This is a genomic window from Flavobacterium sp. 90 (assembly GCF_004339525.1).
Taxonomy (GTDB): domain Bacteria; phylum Bacteroidota; class Bacteroidia; order Flavobacteriales; family Flavobacteriaceae; genus Flavobacterium.
The window spans coordinates 2,704,224-2,722,206 of record NZ_SMGE01000001.1 but is presented as its reverse complement, the minus strand read 5'-3'; the positions used below and the strand labels follow the sequence as shown (position 1 = coordinate 2,722,206).

The following is a 17,983-nucleotide window of genomic DNA, read 5'->3' as shown; positions in this document are numbered from 1 at the left end:
ATATGCCACAGATTACACAGATTAAAATGATTATTTTTTTGTTAGCCACGAATTACACGAATTTACACGAATTATTTTTCACGCAATCAATTAGTGAAAATTCGTGTAATTCGTGGCAAAAAAATTAAACACACAGTTTATAAATCATTTTAATCTGTGAAATCTGTGGCAAAAAAAAGACAACAATGAATACAACACCACAAACTAGAATTGCAACTTTTGGAGAATTATTACTTCGGATAAATGTTGCTGATGGAAACCGATTTACGCAAGCCAATGAAATAAAAATTCATGTTGGTGGTGCCGAAGCAAATGTTTGTGTTTTACTTTCTCAACTCGGGATTCAAACCGATTATATTACACGTTTACCCGAAAATGATTTGGCGCAACTTGCGGTAAACGAACTTCAGAAATACAAAGTAAATACTTCAAAAAGTGTTTATGGAGGAGAACGTTTGGGACTATATTTTGTTGAAGCCGGAAATCAAATCAGGCAATCACAAGTTATTTATGACCGAAGCAATTCTTCTTTTGCAACTATCGAAAAAGATCAAATAAATTGGGATTTGGCTTTAGCCGATGTTACACATTTTCATTGGTCAGGAATTAGTCCGGGAGTTTCTCTTGAAGCAGGTTTAGCTTGTAAAGAAGCGATTTTGGCAGCACACAAAAAAGGCTTGCCAATTTCGTCTGATTTTAATTATAGATCCAAATTATGGCAATACGGAAAACATCCTTCTGAAATTATGCCTGATTTGCTTCAATACAGTACGATTACTGTTGCTGATCTTGATGCAATTGAAATTTATTTCGGAATCAAAACCGATAAAAATGAATCAGATGAAAATCGCTTTCAGAAAACATTCGAATTATTAAAAGTCAAAATGCCTTTTCTAAAAACATTAGCAATGAGTTTTAGAAAATCTGATGGACCGGCGCATTTATACAAAGGTTTACTGATTCATGACGATAATTTTTATCAAACCCAAGAACACAAAATACATGTTGTAACGGATCAAATTGGTTCCGGAGATGCTTTCAATGCAGGATTATTATACGGATTATCAAATAAATTTTCTGGACAGGAATCTATCGAATGGGCAACAGCTTGTGGCGTAATCAAACAAAGTATTCACGGAGATTTTGCCATTACAAATGAAAACGAAATAAGTCATTTCATCAAAAATGGCTCAAGTAATAGAATTAACAGATAAAATAAGAAAATGTACAGCATATTAAAAACGCAAGGTGTACTTCCGTTAGTAACCCAAATCAACATTGAAACAGCCCAAATAGTATTGCAATCAGCGGCTGATGCTGGCATTAAAATTATAGAGTTTGCTGCTCGTGCAGATGATGCTAAAGAAGTTTTTAGCCAAATGATAGCCTTTAAAAAAGCAAACAATTTAGATGTAAAAATAGCCGTTGGATCTATCTTAAGCGTTGATGAAGCCGAAACGTTTCATCTTCTTGGAGCAGATTGTATCGTTTGCCCGCATACAGATCTGGAAATTGGTAATTATTGTTTTAAAAATAATATTTACTGGATTCCCGGAGCCGCGACATTAAATGAAATATTGCAAGCCAATAAATTAGGAGCCGAAATTGTAAAACTTTTTCCAGCTGATAAAATTGGCGGTCCGGGATATGTAAAAGCAATTAGAGCACCATTCCCAAATTTGAAAATAATGCCAACCGGAGGCGTAACGCTCGAAGAAAGCAATTTAAAATCTTGGTTCAAATCCGGAGTAGTTTGCGTCGGAATTGGTTCTAATTTATTTTCGAAAGAAATGCTTTTGAACTTAAATTATGAGCAATCTCTTCAGGCATTTCAAAATTTAATTCAAGTTGTAGAAAAAACCAGAAACTAAAGTTATGCAAAACAATTGGTGGAAAATTAATTCCGAACTCCGCATTGATACGCCATTTTTAGCCGTTTACGAAAATCGTATTCAGGCAAATATTGAGCGTTTGATTGAAGCAGTAAATGGCGAAACTCAAAAATTAAGACCTCACATCAAGACGCATAAAATAGGGGAAATTCTGGATTTGTTTAAAACCTACAACATAAATAAAATAAAATGCGCCACAATTGCCGAAGCGGAATTGGCTGCAATACATGAAATTTCAGATGTGCTTCTCGCCTATCCACCTGTTGACGTTAAAAAAGACCGATGGATTTCATTGATTCAGAAATATCCAAGCATTTCTTTTTCGACTATTGTTGACAATTTAGATTCGGCGAAAGCCTTAGATGAAAGTGCGGAGAAAAACAATTTGAAACTAACGGTTTATCTGGATTTAAATACCGGAATGAACAGAACAGGGATTTCTATTTCTAAAAACTGGAAAGCTTTAATTGATGAAATTGTTCTCTTGAAAAACATTGATTTTGCAGGAATTCATATTTATGATGGACATTTAAAAGGAGATTTAGAACATCGGTTTGATACCGCTTCCAATTTATTTTTTAGCATAAACGAAGAAATTCAGGCGATTAATAAAAAACTAGGTTACGAATTAAAAATTGTCGCTGGCGGATCCAACACATTTCCGTTTTATGCCACTCAAAAAAACGTAGAATGCAGTCCCGGAACTTTTGTTTTCTGGGATTCTAATTACCAGATTCATTTACCGGAACAGCATTTCGAACCCGCTTTGGTTATAGTTGGAACCGTAATTTCAAAACCAACGAATTCTACATTTTGTATTGATATTGGATACAAAGCCGTAGCTTCTGAAAACCCAATCGATAAAAGATTAGTGATTTTAAATGATGAAAACCTAATCCCGACGGCACATTCAGAAGAACATTTAATTATAGAAAACAGAGGAAAAAACGAGTATGTTATTGGTGATACCATTTATGCCCAGCCTTATCATGTTTGTCCTACTTGCGCACTTTACGATTCGGTGCAGGTTGTGAATTCGGAACATGAAATTTGCGATCAATGGCAGGTTGTTGCCCGCAGCAGAAAAATCAATATCTAGCAGCAGAAAAAGTAGAATAAAGAATAGAAAATAGAGCGAAAAAGAAAGAGAATAGACCTCATAATAACACTTGTCTAGAGAACCTCTGACCCTTTAGACCTTTGTGCCTTAAAAAAAATAATATGTTTATAATAGACGCCCATTTAGACCTGAGCATGAATGCGATGGAATGGAATCGAGATTTAAAAAATGACGTACCAACTTTGCGTCATCTCGAAAAAGGAATGACGGACAAACCTGATCGCGAACGCGCTACGGTTTCGTTCCCTGATTTGCGACGCGGTAATATTGGTATTGTGGTTGCAACGCAAATTGCAAGATTTGTAAAACCCGACAGTATTATTCCGGGTTGGAATTCTCCTGAACAAGCATGGGCACAAACTCAAGGTCAGCTTGCGTGGTACAAAGCCATGGAGGAAGCCGGAGAAATCATAGCAATTACAGACAAAAAATCACTTCTAAAACAAATTGATTTATGGAATGACGGAACGCCAAACGATAAAAAACCTATTGGTTATATTTTGAGTTTAGAAGGCGCTGATTCTATTATTGATGTTTCGTATTTAGAAAAAGCATACAATTACGGATTGCGCGCCATTGGTCCTGCACATTACGGACCCGGGCGTTACGCAAACGGAACAGACGCAACCGGAAAAATGAACCAAAACGGTCTTGATTTATTAAAAGAAATGGAGCGTTTAAACATCATTCTCGATGCAACACATTTATGCGATGATGCTTTCTGGCAAGCTTTAGATCATTATCACGGACCAGTTTGGGCAAGTCATAACAATTGCAGAAGTTTGGTTGATCATAATCGTCAATATAGTGACGAAATGATCAAAGCTTTAATTTCTCGTGGAGCCGTTATTGGCGGTGCTTTAGATGCGTGGATGTTGGTTCCGGATTGGGAAAGAGGCGTTTCGACACCAAAAGGTACCAATTGCAATCTCGAAACGGTTTTCAAACACATGGATCACATTTGTCAATTGGCAGGAAATGCCAATCATATTGGTGTAGGTTCGGATTTGGATGGCGCTTTTGGTACAGAACAAGGTCCTTATGATTTAGATACAATTGCCGATTTACAAAAATTGGTTTTGATCTTTAAAAACAACGGCTATTCTGATGAAGATTTAAATAAAATCTTTCACCAAAACTGGATCAATTTCTTAATGAAAAATTGGGATTAAATAATATGAAAGTCCGCAAAGAATACAAACTTGTTTTTTTGCCACAAATTTCTCGAATTTACTCGAATTTTTATTTTGAAACTATTTAAAAATCAGCCACAAATTGCACAGATTTATACAAGTTTTTTGATCTGTACAATGAAAATAATTCGAGAAAATTCGAGAAATTCGTGGCAAACTTTTTAAATAAAGACTAAACTTGGAACTGCCTTCTTATACGACTGTAATTTTTCGTCGGTTGGATCAACTTCTGTAACCACATAATCAACCTCGGATAAGTTGGCAATTTTCATTTTTAGAACCGTGTCGAGTTTTTCAGAAATAGTAAGAATCGCTGTTTTTTCAGAAGACTGAATCATTGCTTTTTTTACCTGAACAGTTTCCCAATCAGAATCTGAGAAACCACCTTCGATATCTAAAGCGTTGGTTCCTAATATTAATAAATCGACTTTAATATTAGCCAATTGATTGTAGACATCGCCGCTCACACACATTTGGCTGTAAGATGAAATGCTTCCGCCAATCATGATAATTTTGACATTAGGTTTATCCAAAAGTTCAACAGCTGACAAAACCGTAACCGTAAAAATGGTCAGATTCATATCGTCAGGAATCAAACGGATGAATTCACGAATTGTAGTTCCTCCGCCAATTAGCAAAACCATTCCGTCGCGAAGTAAACCTATAGTTTTTTGCGCAATAATTTGTTTTGATTCGCCTGCATAAGTCTGATTATTAGTCGAAGAATGGTGATATGCTTTTGTCATCGCACCACCTTTTACCTTAATCAATAATGATTCTGATTCAAGTTCATTAATATCACGTCTCACCGTATCTTCTGAAACAAATAATTTAGTCGAAAGCGTTTCAAAACTTACACGAGTATGCAAGTTTATCTCTTTTAAAATAAGACTTTTACGTTCTTCCTTGGTATAATTAACCACTTCATTATCATTATTCATGCAAATTCTTTTTAAGTAAAGCAAATGTAAACAATAAATGCAATATTATTGCGAAACAAATTATAACACAATGTAATAAAAAAGTTAATTCAGCTATTTTAAAGACTTTTATAGCTAAATAAGTTTTGCAAAAAAAATGCAACCCAATCACAAACCTTAAATTTGTTCAACAAACCAAGAAAGCAACCATGCAAAAAAGTATATTTCTCTTATTGATATTTTGGTATTCTTTTGGAAGTGCACAAACTTCCTTCACTAATAATTCGATTATTCCTGCCCCAAATTCATACAAAGCAAATGGAGACAGCATTCGCTTAAATGGACAAATTAAAGTTATTTTCGAAAAGAATAAATTTAGTTCGAAAGAACAAAAAACGGCAAACATTTTTGAAGCAGCTATCAACAAAAATGTTTCTTCAAAAAAGAGTGCTATAGAAGTTTTATTCATTACTAAAAATCCAACTGCTTCCTTAAAAAAAGAAGCTTATAAAATCAATATTACCTCAAAAAAAATAACCGTTACCGGAAGTGAAGAAGGATTATTTTATGGAGTTCAGAGTTTATTGCAAATGCTTCCGAACAAAACTACGAATCAAGAAGTAAAATTACCTTGCGTTACTATCGAAGATGAGCCCAGATACAACTACCGCGGGCTTCACCTCGATGTTTGCCGTCATTTTTTCTCTGTCGATGTTATAAAAGATTTTATTGCACAAATGTCATGTTATAAATTAAACAACTTTCACTGGCACTTAACAGACGATCAAGGGTGGAGAATTGAGATAAAAAAGTATCCAAAACTAACTGAAACAGGTTCGAAAAGAGCACAGACTTTAGTGGGAAATAAATTCGAAAGATTTCCCTATTTTTTTGACGGAAATCCATACGGAGGATTTTACACTCAGGAAGAAATTAAAGATGTTGTGAAGTTTGCCGAAGAACATTATGTGAATATTATTCCGGAAATCGAAATGCCCGGTCATGCAACTGCAGCAGTTACAGCTTATCCAAATTTATCTTGTTTTCCGGATCGTCAATATAAGGTTATTGAAAGTTGGGGCGTTTTTGAAGATATTTTTTGTGCCGGAAAAGAAGAGACTTTTACTTTTCTGGAAGATGTTTTAACCGAAGTTATGGCATTATTCCCTAGTACTTATATTCATATTGGTGGAGACGAATGTCCAAAAGCAAGATGGAAAGAATGTCCGAATTGTCAAAAGCGAATCAAAGAATTAGGTTTGAAAAATGAACACGAATTACAAAGTTACCTCACAACCCGAATCGAAAAATTCCTAAACGCAAACGGAAGACAAATTCTGGGTTGGGATGAAATGCTTGAAGGCGGGCTTGCGCCAAATGCAGCCGTAATGTCCTGGCGAGGCGAAGCTGGAGGAATTTCTGCCGCAAGACAAAAACACAATGTAATCATGAATCCGGAACAAGTTCTTTATCTGGATTACAACCAAGGATATTCGCCGCAAGAACCTTTAACAATTGGGAGATTAACTACAGTTGAAAAAATATACAATTATAACCCAACTCCGGTTGATAGTTTGAGCGTTGAGGAACAAAAATACATTATAGGCGTCCAATCTAATCTTTGGTCAGAATATTTAACAAGTCCTGCGAAGTTAAATTATATGATTTATCCGCGCGTATTTGCTTTAGCCGAAATTACTTGGACAGAACCTCAAAATAAAAATTACAATCATTTTATTTTAAATCAAATTCCGCATCATTTAGAAAAATTGGAAGCACAAAAAAGATTGTACAAAGTCCCGAGTCCTTTTGGTTCTAATGAAACGGCATTAATTGCATCAAAATATGTTTTGGATTTAAAACCAACGATCAAAAGCGGACAAATCTTCTACACAATTGACGGATATAATCCAGATGAAACCGCTGAACTTTACACAAAACCCGTAACGATAAATATCCCAAAAGGAGAATTCAGAATAATAAAAACCGTTCAGATTAGTCCGAGTGGAAGAAGAAGTTCTATCAGTAAAATATTGGTTAGAAATCCGGAATTAAAATCGGCTTTAGCAGTAAAACCAACTAAGAAAGGTTTAAAATTCGATTATTATACCGGAACCTTATTCCAGCAAGTTCAGGATTTAGATTTAGCAAAACCTGTTAATTCAGGCATTTTTGAAGGCGCTATAAGCAGTGAAAAATGGAAAACGAAAACAGAGCGTTATATCGGCTTAAAATTCGACGGATACATCTTTATTCCGGAAACGGCAAATTATACAATTTCGACGCTTTCAGATGACGGATCGAAGCTTTTTATCGACAATGAATTAGTTGTAAATAATGATGGAATTCATTGGCTCAACGAAGCATATGGAGCTGTAAAACTCGAAAAAGGTTTCCATAAAATAAACATTGATTATTTTGACCAGATTGGAGGAACTACATTAACGTGTTACATTCAGCAGGAAGGAAAAGAAAAAGAAGAAATTAGCGCTTCGCAATTGTATTACGAATAAAGCATAAAAAAAAGGATCAGCTACAACTGATCCTTTTTTTATTTAAAACTAAAAGTAATTCAAATTATCCTTTCAAACTTGCAGATAAATATTCACGGTTCATACGTGCGATATTCTCAAGTGAAATTCCTTTTGGACATTCGATTTCACAAGCTCCTGTATTTGTACAGTTACCAAAACCTTCTAAATCCATTTGGTGAACCATGTTTAAGACACGATCAACTGCTTCAACTTTACCTTGAGGCAATAATGCATATTGAGATACTTTTGCTCCAACGAACAACATTGCTGATCCGTTTTTACAAGTTGCAACACAAGCTCCACAACCAATACAAGCAGCAGCATCAAATGATTTATCTGCATCATGTTTGTTAATCGGAATTGTATTTGCATCGATTGTATTTCCTGAAGTATTTACCGAAATAAATCCTCCTGCATGTTGAATTCTGTCAAAAGAACTTCTGTCAACAACTAAATCTTTAATTACAGGGAAAGCTTTTGCTCTAAATGGCTCGATAAAAATCGTGTCACCATCTTTAAACATACGCATGTGTAATTGGCAAGTAGTTACACCTCTGTCTGGTCCATGTGCTTCTCCATTGATGAATAATGAACACATTCCGCAGATTCCTTCACGACAATCGTGGTCAAATGCTACTGGCTCTTCTCCTTTGTTGATTAATTGTTCGTTAAGAACATCAAGCATTTCAAGGAAAGACATATCTGGTTCGATTCCGTCGATTGGGTAATCAACAATTCCCCCTTTATCTTGGGCGTTTTTCTGACGCCATATTTTTAATGTAAGTTTCATACTGTTTTAGTTTGAAGGTCATAAAGTCGAAAGTCGAAAGTCACTTAACATTTAGCCATTTGACTTTAAGACTTTAGTCTTTTGACTAATTGCTATTTGTAGCTTCTTTGTACTAATTTAATGTTTTCGTAAACCAGAGGTTCTTTGTGTAATACTGCATCACTTGGTTTTCCTTTGTATTCCCAAGCTGCAACATATGCAAAGTTTTCGTCATCACGAAGTGCTTCTCCTTCTTCTGTTTGGTATTCTTCACGGAAGTGACCTCCACAAGACTCATTACGGTGTAATGCATCTTTCGCGAACAATTCTCCTAACTCTAAGAAATCGGCAACACGTGTCGCTTTCTCTAATTCCTGATTAAATTCGTTAGCGCTTCCAGGAACTTTTACATCTTTATAAAACTCTTCACGTAAGGCAGCAATTTCTTCGATAGCTTCAGTTAAACCTTTAGCATTACGAGCCATACCTACTTTATCCCACATGATTTTTCCTAATTTCTTGTGGAAATAATCTACAGAATGAGTTCCTTTATTATTGATAAATCTGTCGATTTGATCTTTTACTTCTTTTTCTGCTGCTACGAATTCCGGTAAATCTGTAGAAATTTCTCCCATTTTAATATCCGGAGCTAAGTAATCTCCAATAGTATAAGGTAATACGAAATATCCATCAGCTAAACCTTGCATCAAAGCAGAAGCTCCAAGTCTGTTTGCTCCGTGATCAGAGAAGTTAGATTCTCCAATTGAGAAACATCCCGGAATTGTAGTCATTAAGTTATAATCAACCCAAGTTCCACCCATTGTGTAGTGAACCGCTGGGTAAATCATCATTGGTGTTGTATAAGGATCTTCGTCAACGATTTTGTAATACATCTGGAATAAGTTTCCGTATTTACTTTTCACGATTTCAGCTCCTAATTTAGTTACCAAAGTCGCATCGTTAGCATCTAAACCTTTAACGAAAGCTTCTTCAGTTCCGTAACGTTTGATCGCTGCTGCGAAATCTAAGTAAACTGCTTCTCCGGTTTTGTTAACACCAAAACCAGCATCACATCTTTCTTTTGCAGCACGAGACGCAACGTCACGAGGTACTAAGTTACCAAAAGCAGGGTATCTTCTTTCTAAGAAATAATCTCTTTCAGCTTCAGATAAATCTGTTGCTTTTTTCTTTCCTTCACGGATTGCTTTTGCATCTTCCTCTTTTGCAGGAACCCAAATACGACCGTCATTACGCAACGATTCAGACATCAAAGTCAGTTTTGACTGGTGATCTCCTGAAACCGGAATACAAGTTGGGTGAATTTGTGTGTAGCAAGGATTTGCGAAAAACGCTCCTTTTTTATGAATTTTCCAAGCTGCTGTTGCGTTACTTCCCATAGCATTTGTCGAAAGGAAAAATACGTTTCCGTATCCTCCAGATCCAACTACTACCGCGTGAGCAGAATGTCTTTCTATTTCTCCAGTGATTAAGTTACGAGCGATAATACCTCTCGCTTTTCCGTTCACGATAACAATGTCTAACATTTCGTGACGGTTGTACATTTTTACTTTTCCACGACCAATCTGACGGTTCATTGCAGAATAAGCTCCTAACAATAATTGTTGTCCGGTTTGTCCTTGTGCGTAAAAAGTACGAGAAACCAAAGTTCCTCCAAAAGAACGGTTATCTAATAATCCACCATATTCACGAGCCAATGGAACTCCTTGAGCCACACACTGGTCAATAATATTAGCAGAAACTTCAGCCAAACGGTGAACGTTTGCCTCACGTGCACGGTAATCTCCTCCTTTTACAGTATCATAAAATAATCTGTAAACTGAGTCACCGTCACCTTTATAATTTTTTGCTGCATTGATACCACCTTGTGCTGCAATAGAGTGCGCACGACGAGGTGAATCCTGAAAACAAAATGCTTTTACGTTATATCCCTGCTCAGCTAAAGTTGCCGCAGCTGAACCTCCAGCCAAACCTGTACCAACAATGATAATATCTAAATTACGTTTGTTAGCAGGGTTTACTAAATTAATATGATCTTTATAATCTGTCCATTTGTCCGATATTGGGCCATGTGGAATTTTTGAATCTAATGCCATTATAATTTATATTAATTATTGAAATGATGAAATAATGCGATTATGATGAAAAGTGCTGGTACTACAACCGCAAAAGCATAACCGATTTTGTTTAAAAAACGAGAATATTTATTGTTCATTCCCACAGATTGTAGAGAAGAACCGAATCCGTGCCAAAGGTGAAACCCTAATAACACAAAAGCTACACAATATAATCCAGTACGGATTGGATCGTGAAATTTATGCACTAACTCTCCATAATACCTAGTTGCATCTGGCGCAGTACCTAGTATATATTTATAGGTAACTTCAGGAAACCAAAAATCATAGAAATGCAATCCTAAGAAAGCTAAAATAACCAATCCAGAAATAATCATATTTCTTGAACTCCAAGAAGCATTAGCCGCTCCATTGTATTTTGCATAAGCAATTGGTCTTGCAGCGCTATTTTGAGCAGTCAAAACAAATCCCATAACGAAATGGAAAATTACTCCGATTGCCAAAACTGGTTGCATTACATACTGAATTAGCGGATTGTATCCCATAAAGTGAGAAGCTTCGTTAAAAACATCTTCACTAATAATAGAAATGAAATTTAAGGAAACATGCAGCGCTAAAAACGTGATTAAGAATATTCCCGAAAGAGCCATAGCCACTTTCTTTAAGATGGAAGCATTCAATAGTGCAGATTGTGCCATAAGTGTTTAAGTAGTTTGTTTTAAAAAATTACACAAAAATAAAGCAAATAGACATCAACTACAACCATTTCGTTGTTATTTATAATGATTTTAAAGAGCTTTCTTTGATTTTATTGCAAATTATTTAAAAACAATAAAATAGAAATCTTTCGCATGTCATTTTAACGAAATCCTGCTTTTTATATAATTACCAAATTGCTACTTTTCTACCCCTTTTGACTTATTTTCCTCAAAAATAAAGTCATCCTGAATTTTATTGAACCAAAACAAGTGAATTTTAATAGCATAATTTTACCTTTATCGGCTTCAAAAAAAATCAGAATGAAAACAGGAATCGACGCTATATCTTTTGATGTTGCCAATATACATTTACCTATAAAAACTTTGGCTGTTGCCAGAAATATTGAACCCGAAAAACTAGAGAAAGGTCTTGGATTAATTAAAATGACTTTGCCTGATGTTCATCAGGATGCGGTTGTTTTTGGAGCAAATGCATTAACCAAACTTATTCTTGAAAACGAAATAAACCTAAACGAAATCAGTCGGATTTATGTTGGTACCGAAAGCGGAATCGACAGTTCTAAACCAATCAGTTCTTTCTTAATTAGTTTAATGGAACAAAAATTTGGCGAAGATGTTTTGGCTGAATGTGATGTTGTTGATTTTACTTTTGCTTGTATTGGCGGAGTTGACGCTTTGCAAAACTGTATTGATTTTGTAAAACTAAATCCAACCAAAAAAGCAATTGTCGTTACAACTGATTTTGCCAAATACGATTTAAATTCAACTGGAGAATACACGCAAGGTGCCGGAGCTCTTGCAATGCTTGTAACTTCGAACCCAAGAATTATTGCTTTTGATGAAAATTGGGCAACATCTACAAAAGGTGTTTTTGATTTTTTCAAACCTTACAGAACTATCTCAAAAGAAGCAATTACTCAAAACGAAAATAACGATCCTTGGTTTGACAATTTAGAAGCCGAAATCGAAATCCATAAAGATCAACCGGTTTTTGACGGACAATATTCGAATCAATGTTATATGGATCGTACGCGAAATGCTTACTTTTCGTTTAAGAAATTAAAAAACACAACCGAAACTTTATACAATACCTGGAATAGTATAATCATGCATCTTCCCTACTCTTTTCAGGGACGAAGAATGTTGTCTGAAATTTATGCTTTAGATCACGCTGATAAAATCATTTCAGAAAACATCGAACCTGCAGATTACCAAAACAAAATCAAAGAAGTTGGAAAATCTGATGAGTACAGAAAGTTTGTAACTGACAAACTACAACCTGCAGAATTGGCTTCATCATTAATTGGGAACCTTTATACAGGATCTATTTTCATGGGATTATTATCTACTTTGGCTCATTACTATGATACAAAGCAAGAAGTTTCGGGAACTAAATTTGGCTTCCTTGCTTACGGAAGCGGATCGAAATCAAAAGTATTCGAAGGAACAATTCAACCGGAATGGCAATCGGCTTTAGCCAAAACAAAACTTTTTGAAAACTTAGAAGAAAGCACAGAAATTGGTTTTGAAACTTACGAAAGCCTTCACAAAAAAGAACAAAAACAAAGTATCAGAACTCCTAAAAACGAATGGATTTTAGATCGAATCGAAAAAGAAATTCCTGTTTTGATTGGAGCGAGATATTATAAATGGATCGACTAAAAATTAAATTCCAATTTTTTCAAATTCCAAATTCCAATAAAAAGCCGAAACTATCGTTTCGGTTTTTTTACGTTTAATTTTTATTCCCTTTATCGTAGTGTGTTTTTATTTCTTTCAAAATATCATAAACTACAGCATCATTGCCGTCATGATATCTTCTGGCCCAAAAGCTATAAACAATTATCGTTGCAGCCTTATCACTATTTCCTCCAATTGCATAGGCTTTTTCCCTTATTAAGTCCAAGTTAGCTTTGGAAACATAAGGAACAATCTGATTATAGTTATAACTTGCAATATCTTTCTTTGGTCCACTAATCATTGTTTTATAAATTTCACTCATTGTTTTGGAAGCATCACCAGTATTAGAAACATCATCTCTGCTAGCAATCAGCACATCTACAAGCTGATTTAAATTAGATTCAAAGTAAATTTTCTTAGACAACAAAGAATAAATAATAGGGCTGTAACTTTTAAATGATTTTGTCAGAGCGTCAGGATTACCTCTTAATGCCCTACCTACATCATTTATTTGTAAATATTCACCAGGATGAAATCCGGGTTCGCTTTTATTTTTCGTATCGATAGAATAGCTGTCTTTTTTTAAATTTAAGAAATCTGCCAGAAAATAACGGATTAATTTTTGCACTCTTGTATCAGTGTAACTTTCATCAAAATATTCCTTAAAATATCCTGTCGATTTTACAGCAGCTGAGTTCATTTTTTTTAAACCATAATAATCATCCTCTTCATCTGGAAATTGTTCATCCGTGATCTCTTCCTGCCCAAATGTACTTGCGCTATCAACCATAGTAGTATCTATAACTGCATAAGCACTATCCCGAGATACTTGGGTTTCGTCAACTTCCGGAACAAAAGGCATAGCTTTAATTATTTCACTTGAGGAATACTGTGGTGAAATTAGTTGATTCAATCCAAAATATAAGGAACCTCCAAAAACAACAGCCGAAAGAAGCATCATTAAACCGCCAAGAAGTCCGCTTACTTCATTAACCGAATCTTTTATCCTAAAAAAAAGTCCGACAACCAAGCTCGCGATAAACAGAATTCCCAAAAAAATAGAAAGTCGTATTCCGAAACCAGAAAACCCTTTTATACCTATTCCAAAACTCATTATAACACAAATAACAGAAGACAGAAATACTATCGTACCAAAAGCCAGATTCGCAAAAAAAGAAATCTGCCAGAATTTATCTTCGTTGCTGTTTTCTAAATCCACCTCTGAATCAGACTGTAAAATAGAAATTATCAAACGCTGAATGAGGATCGAAATTCCTAATGCCAGCAAAAAAGAAGAACCTATTACAAGCAAACTCCATTTTGGAATAATCGCAAAGTCAATGCCGTACTCTACAGTGTAAAACACAAAACCTGATACAGCTAATACAAAAAATTGAACTATTAAAATTATCTTATAGGATTTTATCATTCTTCAGAATTTTGATCGTAATGCTCTTTTATTTCCTTTAAAATTATCGCGACTTTTTTTATGTTTCCTTCATTATGTCTTCTGACCCAAAAACCGTAAAACCACATCAAATCTGATTCTATATAATATGTATAGCTACCAGAAGATTCCAAATCTCTAATTTTTTGAACTGTTTCTGGAGAAAAATAGCTCTCAAACTCATAAAAATATTTGTCCTGAGACGATTTATAGTCATGATCAACTCCCATTACCCGATATATTTCAATCAATTTATCTCTTTGACTCCCTATATCTTCATAAGCCAATAATAATCCGTTTACGATTTTATCAAACTTAGCCACGCGATAGGTTTCGCCAGATACTGTACTGTAAAGTACTGGTTTATACATTTCAAATTCTGAATAAAGCTCATCTGGATTATTTCTTAAACGATCAATAAATTGTAGAAGATAATGGTCATTTTCTTTATCATAACCTTTCTGACTATACTCTATCGATTTTCTAACAGCAAAAAGATCATCCTTGCCTTCTGTTCCTCCCCACTCTTTAATTAAAGAAATCCAGGATTGATACAACAAAGTTGCGTCATCGCTTTCTTCACTCTCCTCATAACTATCATCACCATCATAATCACCAAGTTGTTCTTCTTCCTTTGCTGGTATTTTTTTTTCGTTTTTAGCCATTTTATAGCTTTCAGATGCATCATTAAATTTTCTCACAAAAAGAAAGTCGCCAAAAATTGAAACACCAATAATAAAAAAACCAAAAATTAATATCGTAACAGCAAGTGCTTTATTAGTTTTCCAGTTTATTCCAACAGCCAATAAAAAAGATGCAACAACCAAACTGACTATAAGAACAAGCAAGGATCTTGAAAATATCAAACTATAAAACATCACTGGATCATCTATGACAATTGAATTTCCAAGAGAAATCATTACCGAAAAAACAGCACTGACCACCAAAAGAAAAATATTACAATAAAAGGCAAATTTCCAGAAATTTTGTCTGCGTTTTATTTTCAAAATTTCTGATTCATCAACCAAGACATCTTCTTGTTTTGAAAATAAACTAAAAAGCGCAAGAACTAAACCAATACCAAAAACAAATAATGGAATAGCGTAACCATAATTAAACTCATATGGATGCAGCTGTCTAATTCTAAGTGTTTTTTGTTCTCTGAAATTTGATAAGATTAAAATACCAATTAAAAGAACGGGAATAAATTGAAGCAGTAAAACGTTTTTAAAAAACTTAGTTTTTTTATTCATAAACTGGATTAAAAGTTGCGTAGGAATTTGCTCAAAACTATTAAAAATAAAATTAACATTTTAATATTTAACCCGAATTATTAACTAAAAAACAGCTCTTTTTTTCAACTTCAGAATTTCAAATCCAGAACTATTTGATTTCTGCAATTACCATAAACAAAAAATCTTTGTCAAAGATTAAAACTTTGACAAAGATCATTCTATCACAACTATAGCCAATGGTTTCGCATATTGAAACGAAATATATTGCGTCATTATAAATCATCATAATACGTTTCCCAAGGTTGAAACCTTGGGCTATAATTAAAATATAATGTTTACAAAAACAATAAGTCCTGAAAGCTTTGTATTATATACAAACACAAAGCTTTGCGAACTTTTCGATTTTAAAGACATCACAAACATAAAACCCTTGCGAACTTTGCGGTTGAATCCTCAATCCTTCTTATGTTGTTCCGTATAAGTTTGATTTCCTTTAAGAGCTTCGTCATGTACATTCATTCCGTTTGACATTCCAAGCATGAAAGCAGTTATTATTAAAATTAATTTTCTTTTTATCCAATGAAGTGGTCGCTTAGATTGCTCTAAACGTTTTTGATTATTTTGTTTATACATTTTGAAAATGATAAATGATTATACATTATTTTATCATCGTATGCGTTGAAGCGCATAAAAGCTTAGAAAGATTAAGCTATGTATAAACTAGTTTTGAAATTACCGGAATGAATTGTTTCATTTACAAAAGCAGATTGTTTTATAAATGAACTTAACTTCTGAAAAAGAAGTATTTGTAAATTTTGAATTACCCGAATTTGAAAACTAAAAACATCTTTATGAGAAAGATAATTTAGAACAATCGAAAAGATCGTTTTTGTTCGGGAAGCTGATTGCGTAAACTTGTATAATCGGGAACTGGAAAAATCTAATTCTCGTCTTAAAATCACAAACGAAGATTGATAATAATCTGCCGATTTTGACTGAGATACTAAAGTACCATCGCTCGCAATCACGACAAAAGCGAGAAAGAGCGAGATGAGATATTTTAGATATTTATTCAATTTTATTTATTTGGATTATAAACTTTAACAGCAATACAAATATATGTTTTTAAATGTTATTGCTTTAATTCCGCTTTCATTTGTTCTGCAAGCGGTTTAAATTGGGGATTATTCATTAAATGAGAATTAGCTTCTGCAAACCATCTGTTAAAATTTTTAATGTCTTTTTTGATATAATACGCCTGCAAAACATTATAAGCATTTTCGGCATTATAAGTCTTATCTGCACATTCTTTAAATACTTTACGACAAACGTTTTCAGCTTCTTCTAAATTGCCGTTTTTTGTTTCTGCATAAATCAATTCCTTATTAGTATAAGCCTCAAGCGGATCACTTTTTAAAGCAATTTTCAAAATATCAACTGCTTTTTGATATTGTTTCAAGCAATTATACGAAAAAGCCATTTCAGTTCGAAGTCCTTTATAGTCAGGATTTATTTTTTGAGCTTTCTCCAGATATTCCAGTGCTTTTTCGCATTCGTTCCAACCATTATACATATAACCCCATTGATAAAGTCGTTCTACAGAACCTTCGCCTGTTTTGTAACTCTTAAGCCAATCCGGAATTTTGTCAATATTCAACTCGGCAAATTTTGAATCAGGAATAAACGCAATCAAATTATTATTAGGTTCCAACCTGTATTTCATAGAACGCTCAACTTCGGTTTTTTCCGGAATAAATTTACCCTTTTCATCTATTTTAAAAGTCCCCTTGTAATCAAGCGTCAATCCTGCCTGAGCATCGATATATATAAATCCATAAGGATAATTATCTGTACTATCTTTTGGAAACGCAACCCACTTATCTTCGCTTTGCACAAATCTCTTATCAAACTGAAGATTACTTTGCGCCGCAAGATGCAATGAAACCACTAAAACAAGTACAGAAAAAATCTTATTCATATTTAAATCTATCAATTAAGGTTTAAAGAATTGGTGTTTTTAAAAATCAAATATATAGATTTCAACTGACTTTTTTACCATCATTCTTACAAAGAAGTAATCCTAATCCTGAAACAAAAACGATACAACTCAATAACATATAAACACCATTTTTTAATACAAAAAAGGAAAAACACTAAAACCTAAACTTATTAAAAACCAGGATTTAAAATTTAAAGTTCCGTCGTCAAAAGGTCTTATGATAAAAGCAAAAACAAAAATCCATAATGCGATTAGTAAACCTACTATCAAATTGTGTTTTATGGATATGTTTAGTTGTTTCATTTTTCTACTTAATAAACAATTGACTCTATTTTTTGTGTTCAATTAAAACCTAACAGGTTTTAAAAACCTGTTAGGTTTG

Annotated in this window: 16 protein-coding genes; 6 read left to right on the top strand and 10 right to left on the bottom strand. The window is 34.0% G+C overall.

What is annotated here, in order from left to right:
* Positions 1-185 precede the first annotated feature (185 nt).
* The 4 genes from C8C83_RS10970 (at position 186) to C8C83_RS10955 (ending at position 4,184) form a co-directional block, all read left to right on the top strand.
* Complete coding sequence (locus tag C8C83_RS10970) at positions 186-1,214, top strand: sugar kinase (protein WP_121328601.1); 1,029 nt, start codon at positions 186-188, stop codon at positions 1,212-1,214.
* A gap of 9 nt (positions 1,215-1,223) precedes the next feature.
* Entirely contained in the window at positions 1,224-1,871 is a 648-nt protein-coding gene (locus tag C8C83_RS10965) for an aldolase (RefSeq protein ID WP_121328599.1), read from the top strand.
* 4 nt (positions 1,872-1,875) lie between these two features.
* Positions 1,876-2,991, top strand: a complete 1,116-nt coding sequence (locus C8C83_RS10960) for a D-TA family PLP-dependent enzyme (protein WP_132011747.1) — start codon at positions 1,876-1,878, stop codon at positions 2,989-2,991.
* 122 nt (positions 2,992-3,113) lie between these two features.
* Positions 3,114-4,184, top strand: a complete 1,071-nt coding sequence (locus C8C83_RS10955; protein WP_121328597.1) for a membrane dipeptidase — start codon at positions 3,114-3,116, stop codon at positions 4,182-4,184.
* A gap of 182 nt (positions 4,185-4,366) precedes the next feature.
* Here C8C83_RS10955 and C8C83_RS10950 read toward each other — a convergent pair whose 3' ends face one another.
* Positions 4,367-5,146, bottom strand: coding sequence for a DeoR/GlpR family DNA-binding transcription regulator (locus tag C8C83_RS10950; RefSeq protein ID WP_121328595.1), 780 nt, complete (start codon positions 5,144-5,146; stop codon positions 4,367-4,369).
* Between the two features lie 188 nt (positions 5,147-5,334).
* Between C8C83_RS10950 and C8C83_RS10945 the strand changes: the two genes are divergently transcribed.
* Complete coding sequence (locus C8C83_RS10945; protein ID WP_121330021.1) at positions 5,335-7,638, top strand: family 20 glycosylhydrolase; 2,304 nt, start codon at positions 5,335-5,337, stop codon at positions 7,636-7,638.
* 64 nt (positions 7,639-7,702) lie between these two features.
* Here the strand turns inward: C8C83_RS10945 and C8C83_RS10940 are convergent, their stop codons facing one another.
* The 3 genes from C8C83_RS10940 to C8C83_RS10930 form a co-directional block, all read right to left on the bottom strand.
* Entirely contained in the window at positions 7,703-8,449 is a 747-nt protein-coding gene (locus C8C83_RS10940; protein ID WP_083692564.1) for a succinate dehydrogenase/fumarate reductase iron-sulfur subunit, read from the bottom strand.
* Between the two features lie 92 nt (positions 8,450-8,541).
* Positions 8,542-10,542, bottom strand: a complete 2,001-nt coding sequence (locus C8C83_RS10935; protein WP_121328593.1) for a fumarate reductase/succinate dehydrogenase flavoprotein subunit — start codon at positions 10,540-10,542, stop codon at positions 8,542-8,544.
* Positions 10,543-10,553: 11 nt separating this feature from the next.
* Positions 10,554-11,219 (bottom strand): succinate dehydrogenase cytochrome b subunit, encoded by a 666-nt coding sequence (locus tag C8C83_RS10930; RefSeq protein ID WP_121328591.1) that lies wholly within the window; start codon positions 11,217-11,219, stop codon positions 10,554-10,556.
* Between the two features lie 321 nt (positions 11,220-11,540).
* On the opposite strand from C8C83_RS10930, the gene C8C83_RS10925 reads away from it, so the two are divergent.
* Positions 11,541-12,902: a hydroxymethylglutaryl-CoA synthase gene (locus tag C8C83_RS10925; protein WP_121328589.1), complete on the top strand. Its 1,362-nt coding sequence runs from the start codon at positions 11,541-11,543 to the stop codon at positions 12,900-12,902.
* Positions 12,903-12,975: 73 nt separating this feature from the next.
* Here the strand turns inward: C8C83_RS10925 and C8C83_RS10920 are convergent, their stop codons facing one another.
* The 6 genes from C8C83_RS10920 to C8C83_RS10895 all read right to left on the bottom strand — a co-directional run bounded on the left by C8C83_RS10920 (position 12,976) and on the right by C8C83_RS10895 (position 17,904).
* Positions 12,976-14,349, bottom strand: a complete 1,374-nt coding sequence (locus tag C8C83_RS10920) for a hypothetical protein (RefSeq protein WP_121328587.1) — start codon at positions 14,347-14,349, stop codon at positions 12,976-12,978.
* Positions 14,346-15,620: a hypothetical protein gene (locus C8C83_RS10915; protein ID WP_121328585.1), complete on the bottom strand. Its 1,275-nt coding sequence runs from the start codon at positions 15,618-15,620 to the stop codon at positions 14,346-14,348. Before C8C83_RS10915 ends, C8C83_RS10920 begins: the two co-directional genes overlap by 4 nt.
* Positions 15,621-16,055: 435 nt before the next feature.
* Positions 16,056-16,235 (bottom strand): hypothetical protein, encoded by a 180-nt coding sequence (locus C8C83_RS10910; protein ID WP_121328583.1) that lies wholly within the window; start codon positions 16,233-16,235, stop codon positions 16,056-16,058.
* Positions 16,236-16,306: 71 nt separating this feature from the next.
* On the bottom strand, positions 16,307-16,678 hold the full coding sequence (locus tag C8C83_RS10905) for a hypothetical protein (protein WP_132011746.1): 372 nt from the start codon (positions 16,676-16,678) through the stop codon (positions 16,307-16,309).
* Positions 16,679-16,734: 56 nt separating this feature from the next.
* Positions 16,735-17,580 (bottom strand): hypothetical protein, encoded by an 846-nt coding sequence (locus C8C83_RS10900; protein ID WP_132011745.1) that lies wholly within the window; start codon positions 17,578-17,580, stop codon positions 16,735-16,737.
* Between the two features lie 153 nt (positions 17,581-17,733).
* Positions 17,734-17,904, bottom strand: coding sequence for a hypothetical protein (locus tag C8C83_RS10895; protein WP_199735289.1), 171 nt, complete (start codon positions 17,902-17,904; stop codon positions 17,734-17,736).
* Positions 17,905-17,983: the final 79 nt, after the last annotated feature.

What these genes read in the sequence shown, in the direction of transcription:
- C8C83_RS10970 (WP_121328601.1), top strand. Translation starts at nt 186, where the DNA reads ATGAATACAACACCACAAACTAGAATTGCAACTTTTGGAGAATTATTA.
- C8C83_RS10965 (WP_121328599.1), top strand. Translation starts at nt 1,224, where the DNA reads ATGTACAGCATATTAAAAACGCAAGGTGTACTTCCGTTAGTAACCCAA.
- C8C83_RS10960 (WP_132011747.1), top strand. Translation starts at nt 1,876, where the DNA reads ATGCAAAACAATTGGTGGAAAATTAATTCCGAACTCCGCATTGATACG.
- C8C83_RS10955 (WP_121328597.1), top strand. Translation starts at nt 3,114, where the DNA reads ATGTTTATAATAGACGCCCATTTAGACCTGAGCATGAATGCGATGGAA.
- C8C83_RS10950 (WP_121328595.1), bottom strand. Translation starts at nt 5,146, where the DNA reads ATGAATAATGATAATGAAGTGGTTAATTATACCAAGGAAGAACGTAAA.
- C8C83_RS10945 (WP_121330021.1), top strand. Translation starts at nt 5,335, where the DNA reads ATGCAAAAAAGTATATTTCTCTTATTGATATTTTGGTATTCTTTTGGA.
- C8C83_RS10940 (WP_083692564.1), bottom strand. Translation starts at nt 8,449, where the DNA reads ATGAAACTTACATTAAAAATATGGCGTCAGAAAAACGCCCAAGATAAA.
- C8C83_RS10935 (WP_121328593.1), bottom strand. Translation starts at nt 10,542, where the DNA reads ATGGCATTAGATTCAAAAATTCCACATGGCCCAATATCGGACAAATGG.
- C8C83_RS10930 (WP_121328591.1), bottom strand. Translation starts at nt 11,219, where the DNA reads ATGGCACAATCTGCACTATTGAATGCTTCCATCTTAAAGAAAGTGGCT.
- C8C83_RS10925 (WP_121328589.1), top strand. Translation starts at nt 11,541, where the DNA reads ATGAAAACAGGAATCGACGCTATATCTTTTGATGTTGCCAATATACAT.
- C8C83_RS10920 (WP_121328587.1), bottom strand. Translation starts at nt 14,349, where the DNA reads ATGATAAAATCCTATAAGATAATTTTAATAGTTCAATTTTTTGTATTA.
- C8C83_RS10915 (WP_121328585.1), bottom strand. Translation starts at nt 15,620, where the DNA reads ATGAATAAAAAAACTAAGTTTTTTAAAAACGTTTTACTGCTTCAATTT.
- C8C83_RS10910 (WP_121328583.1), bottom strand. Translation starts at nt 16,235, where the DNA reads ATGTATAAACAAAATAATCAAAAACGTTTAGAGCAATCTAAGCGACCA.
- C8C83_RS10900 (WP_132011745.1), bottom strand. Translation starts at nt 17,580, where the DNA reads ATGAATAAGATTTTTTCTGTACTTGTTTTAGTGGTTTCATTGCATCTT.
- C8C83_RS10895 (WP_199735289.1), bottom strand. Translation starts at nt 17,904, where the DNA reads ATGAAACAACTAAACATATCCATAAAACACAATTTGATAGTAGGTTTA.